Below are 18,428 nucleotides of genomic sequence, written 5' to 3'. Positions count from 1 at the left end.
CTTGGGCCTGACCCGGAGCGACATCTCGTTCGATCTTCCCGTGGAGCTGATCGCCCAGCATCCCGCCCCCGAGCGCTCGGGCAGCAGGCTCCTCCTCGTCGAGAGGGAGGCCCGGAGGCTCTCGGACTGCATGTTCCGGTCCCTCCCCGACCTCCTCTCGCCCGGTGACCTGCTCGTGTTCAACGACACCAGGGTCACCAGGGCGAGGCTCAGGGGCAGGAGGAGGGACACGGGCGGCCTGGCCGAGATCCTCCTGCTGGAGAGGATCTCCGGGGATACCTGGTCGGTCATGCTCAAGCCGGCCCGAAGGTGCCGGCCCGGAGCCGTGCTCGATCTGCAGGGAGGGCTCGAGGGCACGGTCGTGGAGGTGACGGGGCCGGGAAGGGCGAAGGTCTCCTTCAGGGCCGCAGGAGACCTCGAGAACGCCCTGGATGCAGCGGGAGAAGTCCCGCTCCCCCCCTACATAAGGCGGGAGGCGGCCCCGGAGGACTCGGAGAGATATCAGACCGTGTACGCCGACCGGCCGGGCGCCGTCGCGGCCCCCACGGCCGGCTTGCACTTCGACTCCGGCATCCTGTCGCGGCTCCGCGAGCGCGGCATCGAGACGACGATGCTCACGCTCCACGTCGGCCCGGGGACGTTCGAGCCCCTCAGACACGACGAGCTCGACAGGAACTCTCTCGAACCTGAGCGGTACGAGATAGGGGAGGCCTGCGCGAAGGCGGTTTCGACCGCGCTTTCGGAGGACAGGAGGGTGATCGCCGTGGGCACCACAAGCGCCAGGGTGCTCGAGACGGCCGGCAGGGGGATCGCCCCGTCCGAGGGGCGCACATCCCTCTTCATCAGGCCGCCCTGCAGTTTCGGGGTGGTCGCGGGGCTCGTCACCAACTTCCACCTCCCGGGCAGCTCCCTTCTCTGCCTGGTATCGGCCCTGATGGGGCTCGATTTCATGCACGAGGCATACTCCCACGCGATAGGCGCGGGCTACAGGTTCTACAGCTATGGCGACGCCATGCTGATCCTCTGAGGACGCGACATGACGGTAACCGCCCGGAACATCGCCTGGCTCGGGAGGATCGGCCTCTCCACCAGGCAGCACCTCGGACTCGCCCTCATGGAGACATCCATCCTGCTGGCCTGGACCGTGCTCCTCGATTCCATCCTCAGGTTCGTCACCAGCATGTTCCTGAACGCCCTCCCCCTGACCTTCCTCGTGTCGGCCAACATCCTGGCTCTCCTCGAGAGCCCCAGTTACACGAGGATGGCAGACCCTCTGAGGGCCTTCGGCCTCGCGGAGGTGGACAGCCACGGCAGGGTGCCCTCCGGATGGCGGACCCTCCTGAGGGTACTCCTGACCCCGGTCTCCTTCATGCTCCTGCTCGCGGGATTCATCCCGGTCTTCTTCGGGAGGCGGTCTCTGCCCGAAGCCGCCGCCGGTGTAGAGCTGGTCTTCCTCGATCCATCCCACGACCCGAGGCCCCTCGACACCATCCTCGACGAGAGGAGGAGGAACAACAGGAACGTGCTCATCTACACCTTCCTCTCCCTGGCGATGGCCGCGGTGATCCTCTTCGTGCCGCTCGGGAGCGTGCACATCACGCAGACCGGGCGCGTGCAGCCGGACCTCGGCATATCCGCCGAGGACACCGAGCTCCTGACCATGTACCTCGAGATGAAGCAGAGATTCCCGGACAGCATCGAGTACCACGTGAGGCTCGCCAGCCTCTACTACCGCAACGACATGGACGATGACCTCGCGGCCGAGCTGAGGGAGATCGCCCGGCTCGACCCGGACCATCCCATGCTCCTGCTGGCGGAGGACTACGGCCTCTACGTGCCCGGCCTCATCGAGGAGGCGGGCGGCTTCCCCCCGGTCGAGGACACCGGCTTCGGCCCGGGCTCCCTGGAGATGCCCCAGTCTCCCGACTCGACCTCTGACTCGACGTCGACCGAACCGGTCCCGGCCGCGGAGATCCCGCCCGCGGAGCAGCCCGCGCCCGAACCGGACTCGACTCCCCCCGCCGGTCCGGAACCGTCGGGCGAAGCCCCGCAGGCCGGGTCCGACGCATCCACCGGATCTGGCCAGGGCGCGCCGGCCCCGGGAGAGGTCTAGGATTTGCCGGGCTCCCCGGGCTTCGAGCTGCTGCGCACCTGTGACAGGGCCAGGCGCGGGAGGCTCTCCCTGCCGCACGGCAGCGTCGAAACCCCGGCCTTCATGCCCGTGGGCACGCAGGGCACGGTGAAGACCGCCAGGGTCACCGACCTCGACGGATTCGGGATGATCCTCGCCAACACCTACCACCTCTACCTACGGCCCGGGGAGGATGTCATCGAGGCCGCCGGGGGGCTCCACGGGTTCACGGGATTCGGCGGAAACATCCTCACCGACAGCGGGGGCTTCCAGCTCTTCAGCCTCTCCACGCTGAGAAGGCGCACCGAGGAGGGCTACGAGTTCCAGAGCCACGTCGACGGTTCGCGCCACCTCCTCACGCCGGAGAGGGTCATCTCACTCCAGGACACCTTCAGGAGCGACGTCGCGATGGTGCTGGACGAGTGCCTCGAACAGCCCGCTTCGCGCGAGAGGACGGAGGAATCGCTCGCCCTGACGCTGCGCTGGGCCGGCAGGGCGAGGAGGGTCCACCCGGAGGACGGGAGGGCGATGTTCGGGATCGTGCAGGGCGGTGCGTTCGCCGACCTGAGGGCCCGCGCGGCCCGGGAACTGGTCGCCATGCGCTTCGACGGCTATGCGATAGGCGGGGTCTCCGTGGGCGAGCCCAGGCCGATGATGGAGGCCGCGGTGGAGGCATGCATCGACCTCCTGCCGGCTGACAGGCCCAGGTATCTCATGGGCGTGGGCAAGCCCGAGGACATCGTCGACTTCACAGCCATGGGGGTGGACATGTACGACTGCGTCGTGCCCACGAGGAACGCCCGCGGAGGCGGCTTCTTCGTCCCCGGCGGGCATGTCAACATCAGGAACGCAAGGTTCCGGAACGACCACCGGCCCCTCCAGGCCGACTGCGACTGCCTGGCCTGCACGAACCACTCCAGGGCCTATCTCAGGCATCTCTTCACGGCCAGGGAGTGGCTCGCGCCCATACTCGCCACGCTCCACAACCTCAGGTTCTACGAGAGGCTGCTCGCGGAGATCAGGAACGCCATTGCACAGGGCGATTACGCGTCCTGGCGCAGGGAGTGGCACGCCAGACGCGCCTCCTTCGATCCGGGAGCCTTCTGATTGGAGGAGCTGCTCGTCGAGTCTCTGGGGAACGGCGTGGGCGGCGTGGCGAAGCCCGCGGGGAGCCGGGTGACCTTCATACCGGGCGCTCTGCCCGGGGAGAGGGTGCTCTGCGAACCGGGCCCGCCGCGCGGGTCCTGGCGGGAGGCTTCACTCGTCGAGATCCTGTCACCATCGCCCGGCAGGGTGGAGCCGTTCTGCCCGCTCTCGGGGGAGTGCGGGGGGTGTTCCCTGCAGCACCTCCGCTATGACGAGCAGCTCGTCTGGAAGAGGGAATGGGTCTCCTCGGCCCTGTCCAGGGCGCGGATAACCCACCCCGGAGTCGAGCCGGTCAGGCCCTCGGTCGAGACCAGGGGCTACAGGAACCGCGTGACCTTCGAGGTCGAGCGCGGATTCCTGTGTCTGCACAGGCGCAGGGGGGATATGCTGGCCGCAGGTGACTGCCCCCTGCTGCACGGAAGGGGCAGGGAGATCGCGCGGGCGGTCTCGGGGAACGCTGGTGCGGGACCCTGCAGGATCGCCGTGAAGGCGAGCTTCCTCGACGGGCGTACAGCGGTCGAGCTCGACGGGGAGGCGCCTCCGTTCCCCGGGCTGCCTCCCGGCACCGCGGCATGGCGCAGGGGCCGCAGGGGCTGGGAGGGCCGGGCCGATGCGGAGCCGCTCCGCGAGGAGATCGCGGGTGCGACACTGCGGGTGCCGGTCGGGGGCTTCTTCCAGGTCAACACGAGAGCCGCTTCAGAGATGTCCTCGTTCATCGCGGACTCCCTGGGCGAAAGCGTGGGGCTGCGCGTCCTCGACCTCTACGGCGGAGCGGGGACCTTCTCGATCCCGCTCGCGGCGAGGGGTGCGAGGGCGCTCTGCGTAGATTCGTCCCCCGAGTCCATCGAGGCCTCCCGGGCGAGCGCCGCCGATCTCCGCCCGGCCGGCGCCTTCGAGGCCCTCTCGGAGGACGCCGGCGCCTTCCTGTCGGATGCCGGGCGCCGCGGCGGGTTCGACGCGGTGATAGCGGATCCGCCGAGGGCGGGGATGGGCGCCCGCGAAGCGGGCGAACTCGCCGGGCTGGAGGCCGGGATGATCGTCATGGTGAGCTGCAATCCCTTCACGCTCGCCAGGGACCTCCGTGTCCTGTCGGGATCGTACCGTGTCACGCGGGTCACCCCCTTCGACCTGTTCCCCCACACGGACCATGTCGAGACAGTCTGCTTCCTCGAGAGGAAGCCCAGGGAGGCGAGGGAATAGAACATGGCCGGCATTGCTCTTCTGGTTGTCCTTTCCGGGTTCCTCGGCGAAGGGTGGGTCCCCTCCGGGCACCCTCTTGCCGGATGGGTCCTGGCAGGCCGCGCATCCGATCCCGTCGTCCGGCCGGCGGTGTTCCCCGGCGATCTTCCTTCAGGAGCGGCGGACGGGCTGCCGGAAGGCCTGGTGGAAAGGCTCCGGTCGATCCTGAAGCCCGAAGGCAGCGAGGTGGACGGCCTGGGGAGGGCCGGGGCGATCCTGCTCGCCGCGGCGGAGGCGGAGGATTCGGCGTCGCTCGAGACCCGTGCAGGACTGAGCCTCGATGCGTTCCTCGAACCCGCCGGCGGGCTCCACCTCCGCGAGAGACTCTCGGTCTGGGCCTCCTCCGACGAGAGGCAGCCCGGCGGGTTCACTCCCTTCCACGAGGGGGCCGAGCAGGGCAGGCACCTCTACGTCGACTGGGGCTTCGCGGCCTGGCGCGGAGGCTCGTTCGAGGCCTCCATAGGCAGGATACCGCAGGTCTGGGGGCCCTGCCGCTACACGAACCTGCTCGTCTCCGACAATGCACCGCCCATGGACATGCTCAGGCTGGCGTGGGACCCGGCGCCCTGGCTGGCGTTCACGAGTTTCACGTCCACCCTCGACAGCGACTCGGGCACCTACCTCTCCGCCCACAGGCTCGACGTCTCGCCGTACCCGTGGCTGGGGTTCGGCTTGTCGGAGGCGATACTCTTCGCGAGCGAGGGGCTCGAGCTGGCCTACATGAACCCGGCGATCCCCTGGTATCCTGTACAGTGGAACGAGCGTGACGACGACAATGCGATGCTCGCGGCCGATGCATCCGTAAGGCCCTTCCGCGGCCTCGAGCTCTACGGCGAGATCCTGGTCGACGACCTCCAGTACCAGACCGAGTGGGGCAGGCCGAGCAGGCTGGGCTGGACCGCGGGAGCCGGCGCCCTGACCGGCGCCACGGCCGTCACGGCCGAGTACACCAGGATCGACCGCTTCGTCTACAGCCAGAAGCACCCCAGGAACTTCTACCTCCACGACGGAGACATCATCGGTTCGGCCCTGGGCCCCGACTGCGACAGGGTCACCCTCGGCGTCTCCACGGCGGAGATCTGGCCCGTCACCGCGGGTTTGAGGATCGAACACGCCCGCCACGGCGAGGGGACGGTCTACGAAGGCTATCCAGACTCGCTGTTCTCCGACGACGCCTTCCCCTCGGGAGTGGTGGAGCACTCCACGGGTGTGGAGCTGGATGCGTCCGTCTACCTCGGATGCGGCCTGGAGGCCCATGCCACCGCAGCCAGGAGGTGGATCAGGAACCTCGGGCACGCCCGCGGCATGGAGGGGGAGGAGACCGAGGCGGGCATCGAGGCCGTCGCGAGGTTCGGGCTCTAGTGTAACGCCCCGCCCCCGCCGCGCGTCGTTATGGGCGGTGGAACTCCGGAGGTGATGCGGATGGACGGAAGATTGGCAATGGGTGTCCTCGCCTCGGTTGCGGGACTCCTCTCGGGATGCGGCCGCGCCGGGATCATCGAGACGCGGCATCTCGCCTGGCCGGCGATGGAGGGGCAGGTGCTCTCGGTCTCCTCCTTCAACGGCGACGTGGTGATCAGGGTCGCCGAAGGCGACAGCATAAGGGCGACCGCCACGATCAGCTCCAGCCTGGGCGCCGCCGACGCAGCCCGGATAGAGACAGCCTTCGTGCCCGGCCTGGCCACCTCGCTCACGGCGTCGAGACCCGACCTGCTCAACGACGCAGGCGTGTCCTTCGAGATCGAGGTGCCCCCGTGCGTTTCACTGGGCTCGATCTCGACGAGCAACGGCAGGATCGAGGTCGAAGGCGGCAGCGGCAGCCCTGTGCTCGAGACATCCAACGGCGACGTGACCGTGTCGGGCTTCGCCGGAAGGGTGAGGATCGACACCTCGAACGGCGACGTGACTGTCGGCGGCAGGGACCTCGTGATCCTGGGCATCGACACGTCGAACGGCGACATCCAGGCCTCCCCGGCATCCTTCGCCGACGGCGCGGTGCTCGACACGTCCAACGGCGACATCGTCGCCGGCCTCGCCCCGGGCGCCTTCGCGGAGTTCACGATGGACACGTCGAACGGATCGGTGTCCGTCGAAGGGCCGGGCTTCAGCGAGGTGAGGCTCGACGACTCCGAAGGATCGGCTGTGATGGGTCCGGGAGGCCCCCGGGTGGAGCTCTCCTCCTCGAACGGGAACATCACGGTCTCTTCTCCGGGAGAGTAGCGCCGCACGCACGAGGGGCCGGGCATGCCGCCCGGCCCCTCTCCCGATCCGTGATCCCTTCTAGAACAGGCTCTTCAGAGCCCCCCAGGTCGTCTCCGTGAGTGACGATACCGGCAGGCCGTGGCACCTGATGAAGAAGTCGCCCATGTCCCACGGCTCCCAGACCACGATGTCATCGCTCGTGAAGCTGTGGAAGGCTCCGGTGAAGTTCGGCCCGTTGTCGCCGAACAGGTACGGCGCACCGCAGCCCGACATCTCGGTGTTCACCAGCACCCAGAAATCCGGGGGCACTTCGAGAGGCGGGTCGAAGTACACCAGGGTGGGCCCCATGTGGCTGGCCGTCACCGAAGTCTGCGAGATCTGGTCCGCAGGCCCTCCCTCGTCCCCACCGTAGACCTCGAGGTAGAACGAGGCAGTGTCCCAGGGATATGAGGAATAGTGGTAGAACCAGAGTTCCACCATGTACAGGCCCCAGACATCCTCGGGTTCCATGGGCTCGAAATCGGTAACGTCGAACCAGACGCCCCTGTAGAGCCCCCCCCAGGTCAGCCAGCATGCCGTACCGTCGTCGTACTGGAGCACGGTTTCCTCATCGCTCGGGCAGACGACCGGCCGGTCGAGCCGGAGGTCATCTCCCTCCCCTGCGGGGGCGGCAGGAGACGGTGCGGCCGAAGCGACTGCGAGACATATCGCGAGAACCGTCATATCGACACCTCCTCGATTCCGGTTCAGCATTCCTGATGCCAGAGCTGCAACGCCATGCCGTTCCGATATGTAGCAGATCAGCCCACCAGGCGCGCGCTCTCTTCTCCGCCATAATTTCCACGAATAGGGAATATTTCCCCGTTTTCTCGCACAGTAACCCGCATCACCGGTGCCATGGATGACAGTGGTCCGGGGTGCTGTTGCCATCATCTTGCCAACCTATACGTTGCCGGGTTGACCACCTGACTTGAATGCGGGATATTTTGGCATGCGAAAACCGAGATGCATCTCCAGGAGGTTCCTCCCGGGAGGCAGGGAGGAGGCGATATCGGAGTCCGGGAGCGGGCTGTCGCTCTCCAGGTCATTCACTTCCGGCATCGGGGAGAAGGCGGTCCGGGCCTGGTTCGAGGCCATATCACGGGTATCGGTCGAAGGGGTGGTCGTGCCCTCCTGCCTCGCATCGACGGGTACCGACAGGTACAGCCTCTCGATCCCCCTCGATGATCCCGGCGGCATCGACAGGCACCTCCCCCCGCCCGGGGAGGTGGCGCGATCCCTCGAGGCTCTTCATGGAGCCGGATTCCTCCATCTCGATCTCGCATCCCTCCCGTTCGCCGCATCGGGGGGCAGGGTCGCGACCATACTGTGGGGTGACGCCTGCATTTCGGCTCCACCTTCATCCATGGCCCCGGAAGTCGCGGCCGGGGGCTTCTGCGGCCCATGGTCCGACTTCTGGCAGTTCGGCTGCTACCTCAAGGTCTTCATCGAGAGGTTCGGAAGCGATCCCCGGCTCGCGCGCATCGCGGAGGAGCTGACCTCCCATTCTCCCCGGAAGAGGGCACATGCGGCCTACGAGGCGGGGCTGTTCCCCGGGCGGGCGGCGCCGGAGCCTGTTCCGAGACTTCCAGACCGGCCTGTTTCGGTCATCGTCGGAGGGGCCTGGCAGACACGGGACGCCGTGCTTGACGAGGCAGTCTGCGCCGCGACGAGGAGAGGGTGGCCTGCCAGGATCGTCCGATGCTCTCCGTTCGAGGAGGGCAGGCCCTTGCCGGGCATCCCGCCCGGCTCGAGGAGGACGGTGTCGGCGCCCGATCTCATCTCGAAGCTGTTCACCGGGGTCTCCGGCGTGACCCGCCTGCTGGTCGTCGACCAGGCGGACTTCGCCTCTCTGGATCTGCTCCACATGCTGTCCGAGATGGCGGAGACGAAACCTCCGCATCTCCGTCTCATCGTCTCCGCGGCTTCTGCCGGGTCACTCCCGGACCTGCCCGGAGCCCAGATGCTGGAACTCGATGACGGGCCTTCGCTTGCGGAGGACGTCCCTTTCGAGGCAGGCTCTCCGGGATGGGCAGGGCCTTCGTGCTACGGTCCCCTGACCAGGAGGTCCCACGGTGAAGTCCGGCGCCCGCCAGCGGCCGACACTGACGATCTCTGGGCCGAGGGGGCCTTCCGGCACATCGCCGCGGCATGGGAGAGGGGGCTGCTGCCTCCCGGGACGAGGGGGCGGGCCGCAGAGTGCTTCCTGAAGACGGGCAGGCCGGCGGAGGCCCTCGCCACGGCCGGCCCGGAGGACGGTCTGGTGAGAGCCGGGGCGCTCCTTCAGTCGGGCCTTCCCGCCGAGGCCGAGCGTGCCCTCACGGCTCCAGGGGTTCAGGGTCACCCTGCGGCCAGGGCCAGGCTGCTCTCGGACATCCTCCTCGACATGGGCAGGCTGGCCGAAGCGGAGGAGTGCCTCGCCGGCTTCTCGGACCCCGAATCGGTCACACGGAGGGCCTCTGTCGCAGACCTCCGCGGCGACCCCGCCGGGGCCCTGGCCCTGACCGAGGAGGCTCTCGCTTCCGGTGACACGGAGGGCAGATCAGGCCTGCTCTGTGTCCGGTGCACGATGCAGATGCGCCTGGGCTTCTATTCCGACGCCTCTGTGTCGGCGGACGAGGCTGTCGCGATAGACCGCGACCGCGCCGATTCCGCGGGGCTCGCGCGCAGCCTGCAGGAGAGGGGTAGGGTGCGCGAGGTGCTCGGCATGTGGAGGGAAGCCCTCGAGGACTACAGATTCTCTTCCCTGCTGTCCTCGGAACTCGGTCTCCGGGCGAGGCGTCCGGTCGAGATCGACATGTTCGTGCTCGAATCCAGGATGGGCCTCCTGGAGGATGCGGCGCGGACCAGGGCCGTCCTCGGGAGGCTCCCGGGATACGAGCCCGGCTCCACTGGCTCGATCACGCTGGATCTGGTCGACTCGTGCGCCGCAGCCCTGGTCGGAGGCGGACAGGAAGCCCTCTCCAGGGCCGAGAGGGGCGCCGCGAGGTCGGCCGAGCTCGGCATGCCGCTGAGCCAGGGGCTGTGTCTCCTCTACAAGGGAGTCATGCTCGACATGGCCGGCGAATCCGACGAGGCAAGATCCGCCCTCAGGCATTCCAGGGCGCTCGCAGGCCTCCTCGGGGACAGGCATCTCTCGCTCCTGTCAGGCATCGCGCTCGCGGAGACCGGTGAACCTCCGGAGCCGGGTGCGCTCCGCGGGCTCGCATCCGGACTCGGTCTGGCGAGTGAGGAGCTGGAGGCCGGGATCGTCACCGGGCCGGATGACGCACGTTCCGATGCCCTCTCGAGGCTCGTCGGGCTCCCCTCCCCTCTTCGGGCCTGCATTCTGGCATCCCGATTCGGACACGGCAGGGACCGGTCGGTCCTCGAAGCCCTTCGGGCGGTTCGCCGTGAACTCATGTCGAAGATGGACGAGGAGACCGCTGAGAGATTCGGCAGGATCACCTCGCCCCTCGAACCGCACTCGTCCTCATGCGTTCCCGGGACTGCGGAGCGGATAGCCGCGGTCCTGTCGGCATTTTCGGAATGGTACAGAGGTCATTCGGCGGGCCTCGAGGGCCTGGATGAACTCGCAGGCAGGCTCGGGCTCGAGAGCCTTTCGACGACGCCCGAGGCCGGCGTGCTGCTCGATGCCGGGCCTCCTCCAGTCTACGCCTCGGGCTCCGAACTCTCTGACGCGCGCATGATCGCCCCCCTCGTCTCCGCCGTCCTCGGCCAGTTGGTCGAGACTCCGCGGCCCGACGCTGCCGGAGACGAGTTCCCCGAGATAAGGGGCGGATCCGAACGCATGATGGAGCTGAAGTCGGCCATGAGCAGGGTGGCCAGGCTGGATCTGCCGGTACTCGTCACCGGCGAGACCGGAACCGGAAAGGAGCTGGTGGCCAGGGGACTGCATGGCGTCGGACGACCCGGGGGCCCGTTCGTCGCAGTCGACTGCGGGGCGATCCCGGAGGGCCTGCTCGAATCCGAGCTCTTCGGAGCCAGGAGGGGAGCCTATACCGATCTCCGCAGCGACAGGTCCGGGCTGCTCGCCGAAGCCGACGGGGGAACGCTGTTCCTGGATGAGATCGGGAACCTGCCGGCCGCCCTCCAGGCCAAGCTCCTCAGAGTCCTGGAGACAGGGAGGTTCAGGCCTCTGGGAGCGAACACCGAGATGAAAGCCGGTTTCAGGCTGGTGGCCGCCACGAATGCCGATCCGGCTGAACTCGCAGGTGGCGGTAGATTCAGACCCGACCTCTACTACAGGATTTCGGTCATCATCCTCAGAACGCCACCCCTGAGGGAGAGACCGGAGGACATACCCGAACTCGCCGCGCTCTTCGCGCGGCAGGTTTCTGGATCCCGGGACATCTCCATCCCGGGCCCGGTCCTCCGCAGGCTGAAGGCGCATCCCTGGCCGGGGAACGTCAGGGAGCTGCGGAACGTGGTGCAGAGGGCGGCGGCCTTTTCCACGGACACGAAGCTCGGAGAGAAGGACCTCGCATTCGACCCGTCCCCCTCTCGAACCGACCGTCATTTCCTGATGGAGCCCCTCGAAAGGGCGGTTGGAAGACATGTGGCGGAGGTTCTGGAGGCCTGCGGCGGTTCGATGGCCCGCGCTGCAGCGGTGCTCGAATGCGATCCCAAGACGGTCAGGAAGTATGCCGGGCTCTACGGTGACCGCCTCGAGAGGAAGAGGTTCCCGGAGAGGTAGAACCGCCGCGGCCAGTCCGCGGCCCTCGTGACGCCGATCCTGGGCGAGATGCCCACGCTCCCTCCGGGCACGTCCGCTGGAACGAGAAGGGCGGGCCCCGGGCCGGTGCCGAGCGAGAGATCGGCGCCGTCGTCATCCATGGTTATCCCCAGCGCCCGGCAGAGCAGCGCCGGGCCGCTCGCAGGCCGGGAACCGGGCAGCTCCCTCCGTCGCTGCATCTCCGCGAGCCCCTCGACGGGCTCGAGCGCCCTCACCAGCACGGCCTCCCCGCACCCGGCCGGCCCGGCGGCCACGTTGAAGCAGACGTGCAGGCCGTAGATCGAGTAGACGTAGGCGGTGCCGCCCGGCGCGAACATCGAGCGGTTCCTGCGGGTGGGTCCGCGGTACGAATGGCTGGCGGGATCGTCCATGGTGTAGGCCTCGGTCTCGACGATCACGCCCGAAGTCCGCCCGCCGGCGCGGTCTGTGAGGAGCAGGCAGCCCAGCAGGGCCGGTGCGAGTTCCGTCGTGGGGCGCAGGAAGAACCCCGGGGGGGGCCCGAGCCATCCGCCTGCGCCTTCCGGGCGCGCTTCCATCACGCTTGCGGTCATGCCTGGAGTATATCCCCGCCTGGGCCGGGCTGCACCGGCCGGCAACCGACGGGAGCGGGAGACATGACGCTGGTCCTCACAATCCTCGCCTCGCTCCTACCGACGGCTCTCCTGATGTGGTTCTTCTACCGGTCCGACCTCTTCCCCGAGCCGCCCAGGATGCTCTTCCGGACGTTCGGCCTCGGGGTGCTCGCGACCATCCCCGCTGTTGCCCTGGAATCCCTGGCCAGTTCCGTGTTCGCCCCCCTGGGGAACCCGGCAAGGTCTCTCCTCGAAGCCTTCGTCACCGCGGCCCTGGTCGAGGAGTCGCTCAAGCTGCTTGTCCTGCGGGGGTATTCGTTCAGGAAGTCCTCCTTCGACGAACCGATGGACGGCATCCAGTACGGGGTGGCCTCGGCCCTGGGCTTCGCAACCCTCGAAAATGTGCTCTATGTCGTCGAAGGCGGCCTGGGGGTCGCCGTCATGAGGGGGCTGCTCTCGGTGCCCGGGCATGCCTCGTGGGGAGCGATGCTGGGCTTCTTCGCGGGCAGGGGCGTGCTGTCGGGAAGGAAGGCGCGGTGGTCGCTCGCGGGCCTCGCCCTGGCGGTGCTCTTCCACGGCCTCTACGACTTCCCGGTCATGCTGGCGTTCCAGGGCGACAAGGCCTACTCCTCCCCCGGCACCCAGGCACTGATGTTCCTGCTCCTGCTCGCCGTGAGCGTTGCCGGGTGGGTCATCGTCGCGAAGACGGTGGCCCGGACCAGGAGGCGGCAGAAGGACCGGGTTCCGTCCGGAGAGGTCCCCGCCGCGGAACCTGTGACGAGGACGCTCTACCGCGGCTCGATGAGGGGATCGCCCGTCGGTTCCTGGCTTCTCGTGATCATCGGCGCGCTCGTGGGGATAGGCGGCGGGCTTATGACGGCCGGCCTTCTGATTGCGTTCGCCACGGGCCAGGTGGACGATCCGGCCTCCACCGCCATCGGCGGGGTGATCGCCGGGATCCTGCCGCTGGCCGCCGGGATCCTGATGTACGCCCTCGGCATGAGGGGTCTGCGCCGGAACCGCGCACCCACGCCGCAGACCGCCGGAGACTGCTAGTATCTGAGAGTGTAGTGGAGCTCCATGGAGGGCTCCTGTTCACCGTGCAGCGTGGACTTGGTGCTGCCCACGAGGTAGAGGTCGGGCCTGATGTAGTACTGGGCGCTGATCGTACCGGGCTCCGACGAGAAGATGTCGCCCTCGAACGCCACGAACAGGTCGGGCAGCACGTACTTGCCGATGTTGAGCGTCAGGCTCGTCGAGTCGGCCAGCAGGTCGGGGGTCAGCTCGAGCTGGTCGAGTCCGACGCCCTCGCGCAGGCTGCGGGCGAGGAGCTGGCCGACGTAGTTCTGCGCCGCCCCGCTTAGCTGGGTCTGCAGTGCCCCCGAATCCATCTGCTGCAGCTCCCCGTACGTGATCCCCACCGCCAGGAGGGCGAGGATGTCCTCCTGCGTGAGGCTCCCGGCAGGGCCCTCCCCCGAGAGGGTGATGACGGGATCGGTCGGTGATCCCTGGATGACGACGGTGATGGTGTAGGAGGCCCTGTCGATCGCGCCCCTGACCACAGTAATGGCGGTGATGTCGATCCTCTGCTCCATCGGGAAGCCGGGCAGGAACTCCACCGCGCCCTCGGTGATGTCGAAGTCCTTCTGCAGCAGGTGCACCTTGCCCCTGGACGACGTCAGGGTGCCCGAGACCGTCGGGAATCCCTGCTGTGTGGAGACGGTGAGGTCGAGGATCATCTCGATGTCGGCAAGGGAGCTGCGGAACCACAGGTCCCTCTCGCCGCGGATCGAGATGTGGAGATCGACGGGGAGGGGCTGCGGCTGCGACGTCTCCCCCGCCGCGACATCCCCGGGCATCCCGATGATGCCTTCGAGTATCTGGATCTTGCCCGTCACCTCGGGCCTCACCAGTGCCGGGTCGTTGCCCTCCGCCTCCAGGTAGCCCGAGAACATGACGTTGGCGAAGCCCCCGACGGAGGCCCGGAAGGCGTCGAAGTCGGCCCTGAAGTCGAAGGCGTCGAGATTGATGGCCGGCAGGGAATCCTGGTCTATGTCGAGCAGGAGGGTGGCCATGATGGTGCCCCTGGAGCTGTCGGCCGATGACAGAGTAAGCCTCGTCCCGAACTCCGAGGAGTCGGGCTGCAGGTGCATCACCACGTTGGACAGGTACATGTTGAGGGTCGTGATGAAGAGCCTCTCGATGGAGGCTACCGCCTCGACGGTGATCCTCCTGCCGGCCGGGGCGTCTCGCATGTACTCCAGCCGCGCCGAGATGTCGGCCCCCCTCGTGCGCAGGGGGATGGGCAGCGCGTAGAAGACCCAGTCGCCCAGGCGGTTGAGCATGAGCTCGGCCCTCACGATGTTGCCGGGCTCGAGCGAGTAGCCGTCGGCCGTCGCGACGTCCTCGACGTAGGCGTTGAGGGTCGAGGCCACGCCGTCGTCCCATGAGGATACCCGGTTCACCGTCAGGTCGCCTCCGGCCAGGTCGATGTCGAGCGTGATGCTGTCGGCCTGGTAGGCCCCGTAGGACGGCCCGGTGATCCTGCCATCGAACGAGGCCGTGCTCACTCCGTCGACCGTGTTCGCCGTCACGTCGAACTGCCCCGTTCCCGACACCCCCGTTCCCAGGTGGAGGAGCCCGCCGAGCTGTGACAGGTCGATGTGCCTGCCCGAGAGGGAGAAGTCCGAGGTCGTACCGGCCGCCTGCCCCTCGAGCGCGAGCGTGCCGTGGGGAGTCCTCACCCAGGCCGTGTCGACGGCCACCGAGGACGAATCGAGGATGCAGAGCATCGCGCCGTCCTGGATGATCCTCTGCTTCGAGCTGCCCACGCGCAGGCCCTCGACGAGCAGCAGGGCCGGGTCGCCCTCCCTGTAGGTCGCGCCTGCGGTGACGGTGATGCCGCCGCGCGAGACCGCCTCCAGCTCCGAGAGGGTGTATTCGCCGTCTCCGAACGCGAGCGAGGCATCCGCCCCGAAGGTGTCGAGCGGCGTGACCAGCGAGTCGATAGACAGGGTCAGGGAACCCCTGGGGGAATCCGCGATCTGGACGGCGCCCTCGATCGACGATCCCACGGCCCTCACACCCCCTCCGATGCCGATCTCGCCAACGGCCGCAGAACCCTCCACGGAAACGGACGACCTGTTCCCCGCGAAGGAGAAGTTCCCCGAGGCGTTCAGGACCGAGAGGCTCTCGGGTAGCGTGATGCCCGGGATCGAGGAGGCATCCTCGACCGCGACGCCCAGCCTTCCCGAATACGTCGAGGGGACGAGATCCATGCCGGCGGAGCCCGAGGCGTCGACCATCGCGGTGATCCCGGGGCTCGCTCCCTGGGCGGAGAGCGTCCACCTTCCGGGCTGCATGGTGGCCGAGGCGTCGAGACCGGAGATCGGGATGCCCTCGAACACCGAGCCGGCGAGGCTGATCGATGCGGAACCCGACCCGGGGCCCGCCTGCGTCCCCCGGAGATCCGCCGTCAGGGTGCCGTTGAGGTCGGCCCGGGGTGCATCGGCGGTCAGCGCCGACGGGTCGAACCCGTCCATGGCGGCGGTGGCGGAGGCGTGCCATTCGCCGCTCCCGAAGGCATAGGCGCATCCGGCCGAGATCCTGAGCCCCTCCCCGGACAGCTCCAGCCCCTCGAGCGAGACCGAATCGAGGGTCATCGAATCCACTGCGACGACAAGGGTGTCCACGGAGAAGTCCACGGGATGTCCGAAGGCCTCGGCCCGCCCGTTCCGCAGCAGCGTCTCGAGGACCGGGGTCCTCAGCGTGCCGCCGATCGTCCCCTCGAAATCCAGCTCGAGGTCGAGGGGGATCTCCGGCTCGTCGTAGGCGGCGGCCCCGGAGAACTCCACGGCAAGCTCGGAGGTCTCACCCTCGAGAGTTCCCTCGAAGTACAGGTTCCCGAAGGGGGTCGAAGCGCTGAATCCGCTGCTGGACACCACCCTGTCGGCAAGGCTCGCCTGCCCGCTCCCGGTGATCCTGCCGAGGTCGCGTATCCAGAGCGAGGCTCTGGCGGCCGTGACGTTCGCGCCCCTGTGCCTCGTCACGGACGCCACGAGGTTCATGTCGTCCAGCAGCGGGCCCAGCGAGTCGCGTATGGTGCCGTCGTACAGGAACAGCGAGTCGGCTCCGGTGACGATCCCCCTGTCGATGTTGTCGAGTATCCCGACCAGCGTGGAGGGTTCGCGCCCGGGCCGGGGCCTGGGGATGGTGATGTCCAGGCGGCTGACCTCGAGCGAGCGTATCCGGCGGAAGAGCAGGAACGTGTGCAGGGCGCCGCGGACCCTCGAATCCTCCACGTCCACCACCAGGCCGTTCGGATCGGTTACGTGCACGAGGTCTACGCTGGTGTTCCAGAAGAGGTCCGTCCTGGCGCCCTCTATCGTCACGGTGAGGGAGTCGTGCGAGAACCGCCTGCCTATGACGTCACCGATGGTGTCGGAGAGGAAACCGGTGAGGATTGCGAAGTAGGCCGACAGCAGCATGAGGACGAACCCCCCCGCCACCGATCTCGGAGGGAACGATCTGAAGCGGTTCCCGGCCATCAGAACGGGTGCCCCAGCGCCAGGTAGGGGCGTCCGCGTGTGAGGCCGTCCGTCCATGTCGGGGCGAACCCGTAGTCGAGCCTGAGCGGGCCGAACGGGGTCACGAATCTGAGCCCCATCCCCACGCCGAGGCCTGCCGTGTTCAGGGAGATCTCGTCGACCGACTCCCACAGGCCGCCGGTGTCGAGGAACAGGGCCACCCACAGCGAGCCCAGGATGCGCATCCGCGACTCGATGTTCCCGAGGATCATTACGCGGCCGCCGGTGGGGTTGCCCTCGGAGTCCTCGGGGCCCACGGTGTTGAAGGCGTATCCGCGGATCGTGGAACCGCCGCCGAGGAAGAACCTCTCGCCCGGCGAGATCTCGGTCTCGTCGCCATAGGGGAAGACCACGCCGCCCCTCGCGCGCCAGGCCAGTATGGCGTCTCGCACGACCGGCTTGAAGACCCGCGCCTCGCCTTCGATCCTGTAGAAGCTCCTGCCCCCGAGGAGCCCTCCGGAAAGGGCTCCGGCGCCCCTCAGGTAGTGCCCGGTCCTCGGGTCGAGCACCTCGTCCCGCGAGTCCAGCTCCAGGCTCGCGCCGATCTGGGAGGTCGTGGTCCAGTCGTACTCCTCCTCGACGCCGCCCGAACCCACCTCGTAGTACTTGTTCCTCGAAAGCGAGTATCCGACTTCGAGTTCGACGTCCTCGGCGAGGGACCTGGTCACCGCGACCTCGCCCCCGTAGCCCCTCTCCTCGAGGCCGGGCAGGCTGAAGTACAGGTAGCTGAGCCTGAAGCTCCCCTTCCACCTCGTCGAGGCTATGTAGGGCTCCTCGTAGAGCAGCTCCGGCTCCACGATGTCGCCGCCGTCCTCCTCGAAGTACCTGGTCCACCCCGAGCCGATGGTCAGGCTCTGGTTGTTCCCCATGATGTTGGGATGCATCCAGTAGGCGCTCAGGATCAGAGCCGATGGAGAGGCGTAGCCCGCGCCGAGGTCGAGCTGCCTGTAGGGCCTCTCGGTCACCTGCACGCGCAGGTCGACGCTGTCGCGGCCTTCGGTCAGGCCGTCGTAGACGAACCTTACGTCGCTGAATAGGCCGAGGTCGTAGATGGCGGATATTGACCGCCTCATCATCTCCATGTCCAGGGAGTCGCCCTCCGAGAGGAGTATCTCCCGCGTGACGACCATCTTGCGAACCGTCTCGAGACCCTGCACGTCGACGCTCCCGAGCCTGATCTGCCGGCCCTCGGAGATGTCGCACTCCACGCCGCGGTAGGCGGGCAGGCTGTCGGGCGATGCGGGATCGAAGGGTAGAAGGGATGTCTCGACGGATGCCAGGACGTAGCCGTGCTTCGAGTAGAGCTCGAGCAGGGACGAGCGCAGGTCGTCGATGACGCCGGGCGTGAGAGTGACTCCGCTCGTGAAGTCGACCGCCGTGAGGAGGTCGCGCGCGCTCATCACCGAGTTGCCGGTGAAGACGAGGGGGCCGAGGAGGCTCCTCCTGCCCTCGGACACCTCTATCCTGACAATGCCCGTTTCTTCGTACCACTCCGGCCACTGGACATCCACGGTCGCCTCGATGTAGCCCTCGGAAGTCAGGTTCGAGAGGATCGCGGACCGGACTTCGGAAGGAGTGATCTCCATCAGGGATGCACCGATGCGGAGCCCGGAGCCGTCTAGCAGGGCACCCCTGCCGAAGTCCTCCGCACCGGAGATGGAGATCGAGTCGACCACCGCACCGGCCGTGGAGCCGGATGCGGAAGCGAGTGCGAGTGATGCGAGCGCGGCCTGGAGCATCTGGAGCAGGATTCCCCCGTGCGTCTATCCGGGCTCGGG

12 protein-coding genes are annotated in these 18,428 nt (G+C 67.9%); 8 read left to right on the top strand and 4 right to left on the bottom strand.

Annotation, left to right across the window (positions count from 1 at the left end; translation table 11 throughout):
• The first annotated feature begins 1 nt into the window (after nucleotide 1).
• From queA to QUS11_11475, 6 genes are read left to right on the top strand one after another with little or no spacing between them, the layout of a single operon-like run.
• Nucleotides 2–1,027: a tRNA preQ1(34) S-adenosylmethionine ribosyltransferase-isomerase QueA gene (gene queA / locus QUS11_11500; GenBank protein MDM7993922.1), complete on the top strand. Its 1,026-nt coding sequence runs from the start codon at nucleotides 2–4 to the stop codon at nucleotides 1,025–1,027.
• Between the two features lie 9 nt (nucleotides 1,028–1,036).
• A complete protein-coding gene (locus QUS11_11495; GenBank protein ID MDM7993921.1) occupies nucleotides 1,037–2,113 on the top strand; it encodes a hypothetical protein in 1,077 nt (358 codons plus the stop codon).
• Nucleotides 2,114–2,116: 3 nt separating this feature from the next.
• Nucleotides 2,117–3,238: a tRNA guanosine(34) transglycosylase Tgt gene (tgt, locus tag QUS11_11490; GenBank protein MDM7993920.1), complete on the top strand. Its 1,122-nt coding sequence runs from the start codon at nucleotides 2,117–2,119 to the stop codon at nucleotides 3,236–3,238.
• Nucleotides 3,239–4,477: an RsmD family RNA methyltransferase gene (locus QUS11_11485; GenBank protein ID MDM7993919.1), complete on the top strand. Its 1,239-nt coding sequence runs from the start codon at nucleotides 3,239–3,241 to the stop codon at nucleotides 4,475–4,477.
• Nucleotides 4,478–4,480: 3 nt separating this feature from the next.
• A complete protein-coding gene (locus QUS11_11480; protein ID MDM7993918.1) occupies nucleotides 4,481–5,878 on the top strand; it encodes a capsule assembly Wzi family protein in 1,398 nt (465 codons plus the stop codon).
• Between the two features lie 60 nt (nucleotides 5,879–5,938).
• Entirely contained in the window at nucleotides 5,939–6,736 is a 798-nt protein-coding gene (locus QUS11_11475) for a DUF4097 family beta strand repeat-containing protein (GenBank protein ID MDM7993917.1), read from the top strand.
• 60 nt (nucleotides 6,737–6,796) lie between these two features.
• On the opposite strand, the gene QUS11_11470 is transcribed toward QUS11_11475, so the two are convergent.
• Entirely contained in the window at nucleotides 6,797–7,441 is a 645-nt protein-coding gene (locus tag QUS11_11470; protein ID MDM7993916.1) for a hypothetical protein, read from the bottom strand.
• Between the two features lie 268 nt (nucleotides 7,442–7,709).
• On the opposite strand from QUS11_11470, the gene QUS11_11465 reads away from it, so the two are divergent.
• The gene (locus QUS11_11465; protein MDM7993915.1) at nucleotides 7,710–11,453 is read left to right on the top strand and encodes a sigma 54-interacting transcriptional regulator; all 3,744 of its coding nucleotides are present in this window, start codon (nucleotides 7,710–7,712) and stop codon (nucleotides 11,451–11,453) included.
• Here the strand turns inward: QUS11_11465 and QUS11_11460 are convergent.
• A complete protein-coding gene (locus QUS11_11460) occupies nucleotides 11,411–12,043 on the bottom strand; it encodes a DNA-3-methyladenine glycosylase (protein MDM7993914.1) in 633 nt (210 codons plus the stop codon). The genes QUS11_11465 and QUS11_11460 overlap by 43 nt on opposite strands.
• A 63-nt stretch (nucleotides 12,044–12,106) precedes the next feature.
• Here QUS11_11460 and QUS11_11455 point away from each other — a divergent pair, with 63 nt between their 5' ends.
• Nucleotides 12,107–13,120, top strand: a complete 1,014-nt coding sequence (locus tag QUS11_11455) for a PrsW family glutamic-type intramembrane protease (GenBank protein ID MDM7993913.1) — start codon at nucleotides 12,107–12,109, stop codon at nucleotides 13,118–13,120.
• Here QUS11_11455 and QUS11_11450 read toward each other — a convergent pair.
• Both QUS11_11450 and QUS11_11445 read right to left on the bottom strand, forming a co-directional pair.
• Nucleotides 13,117–16,611: a translocation/assembly module TamB domain-containing protein gene (locus QUS11_11450; protein MDM7993912.1), complete on the bottom strand. Its 3,495-nt coding sequence runs from the start codon at nucleotides 16,609–16,611 to the stop codon at nucleotides 13,117–13,119. The two genes, QUS11_11455 and QUS11_11450, sit on opposite strands and share 4 nt — an antisense overlap.
• Entirely contained in the window at nucleotides 16,611–18,389 is a 1,779-nt protein-coding gene (locus QUS11_11445; protein MDM7993911.1) for a BamA/TamA family outer membrane protein, read from the bottom strand. Before QUS11_11445 ends, QUS11_11450 begins: the two co-directional genes overlap by 1 nt.
• Nucleotides 18,390–18,428: the final 39 nt, after the last annotated feature.

The organism is Candidatus Fermentibacter sp. (genome assembly GCA_030373045.1).
In the GTDB taxonomy this organism is placed as follows: Bacteria; Fermentibacterota; Fermentibacteria; order Fermentibacterales; family Fermentibacteraceae; genus Fermentibacter.
This window is presented reverse-complemented; position numbering and strand designations above follow the sequence as displayed.

Excerpts from the sequence above, each read along its gene's own strand:
- QUS11_11495 (MDM7993921.1), top strand. The coding sequence starts at position 1,037 with ATGACGGTAACCGCCCGGAACATCGCCTGGCTCGGGAGGATCGGCCTC.
- QUS11_11480 (MDM7993918.1), top strand. The coding sequence starts at position 4,481 with ATGGCCGGCATTGCTCTTCTGGTTGTCCTTTCCGGGTTCCTCGGCGAA.
- QUS11_11475 (MDM7993917.1), top strand. The coding sequence starts at position 5,939 with ATGGACGGAAGATTGGCAATGGGTGTCCTCGCCTCGGTTGCGGGACTC.
- QUS11_11470 (MDM7993916.1), bottom strand. The coding sequence starts at position 7,441 with ATGACGGTTCTCGCGATATGTCTCGCAGTCGCTTCGGCCGCACCGTCT.
- QUS11_11465 (MDM7993915.1), top strand. The coding sequence starts at position 7,710 with ATGCGAAAACCGAGATGCATCTCCAGGAGGTTCCTCCCGGGAGGCAGG.
- QUS11_11460 (MDM7993914.1), bottom strand. The coding sequence starts at position 12,043 with ATGACCGCAAGCGTGATGGAAGCGCGCCCGGAAGGCGCAGGCGGATGG.
- QUS11_11455 (MDM7993913.1), top strand. The coding sequence starts at position 12,107 with ATGACGCTGGTCCTCACAATCCTCGCCTCGCTCCTACCGACGGCTCTC.
- QUS11_11450 (MDM7993912.1), bottom strand. The coding sequence starts at position 16,611 with ATGGCCGGGAACCGCTTCAGATCGTTCCCTCCGAGATCGGTGGCGGGG.
- QUS11_11445 (MDM7993911.1), bottom strand. The coding sequence starts at position 18,389 with ATGCTCCAGGCCGCGCTCGCATCACTCGCACTCGCTTCCGCATCCGGC.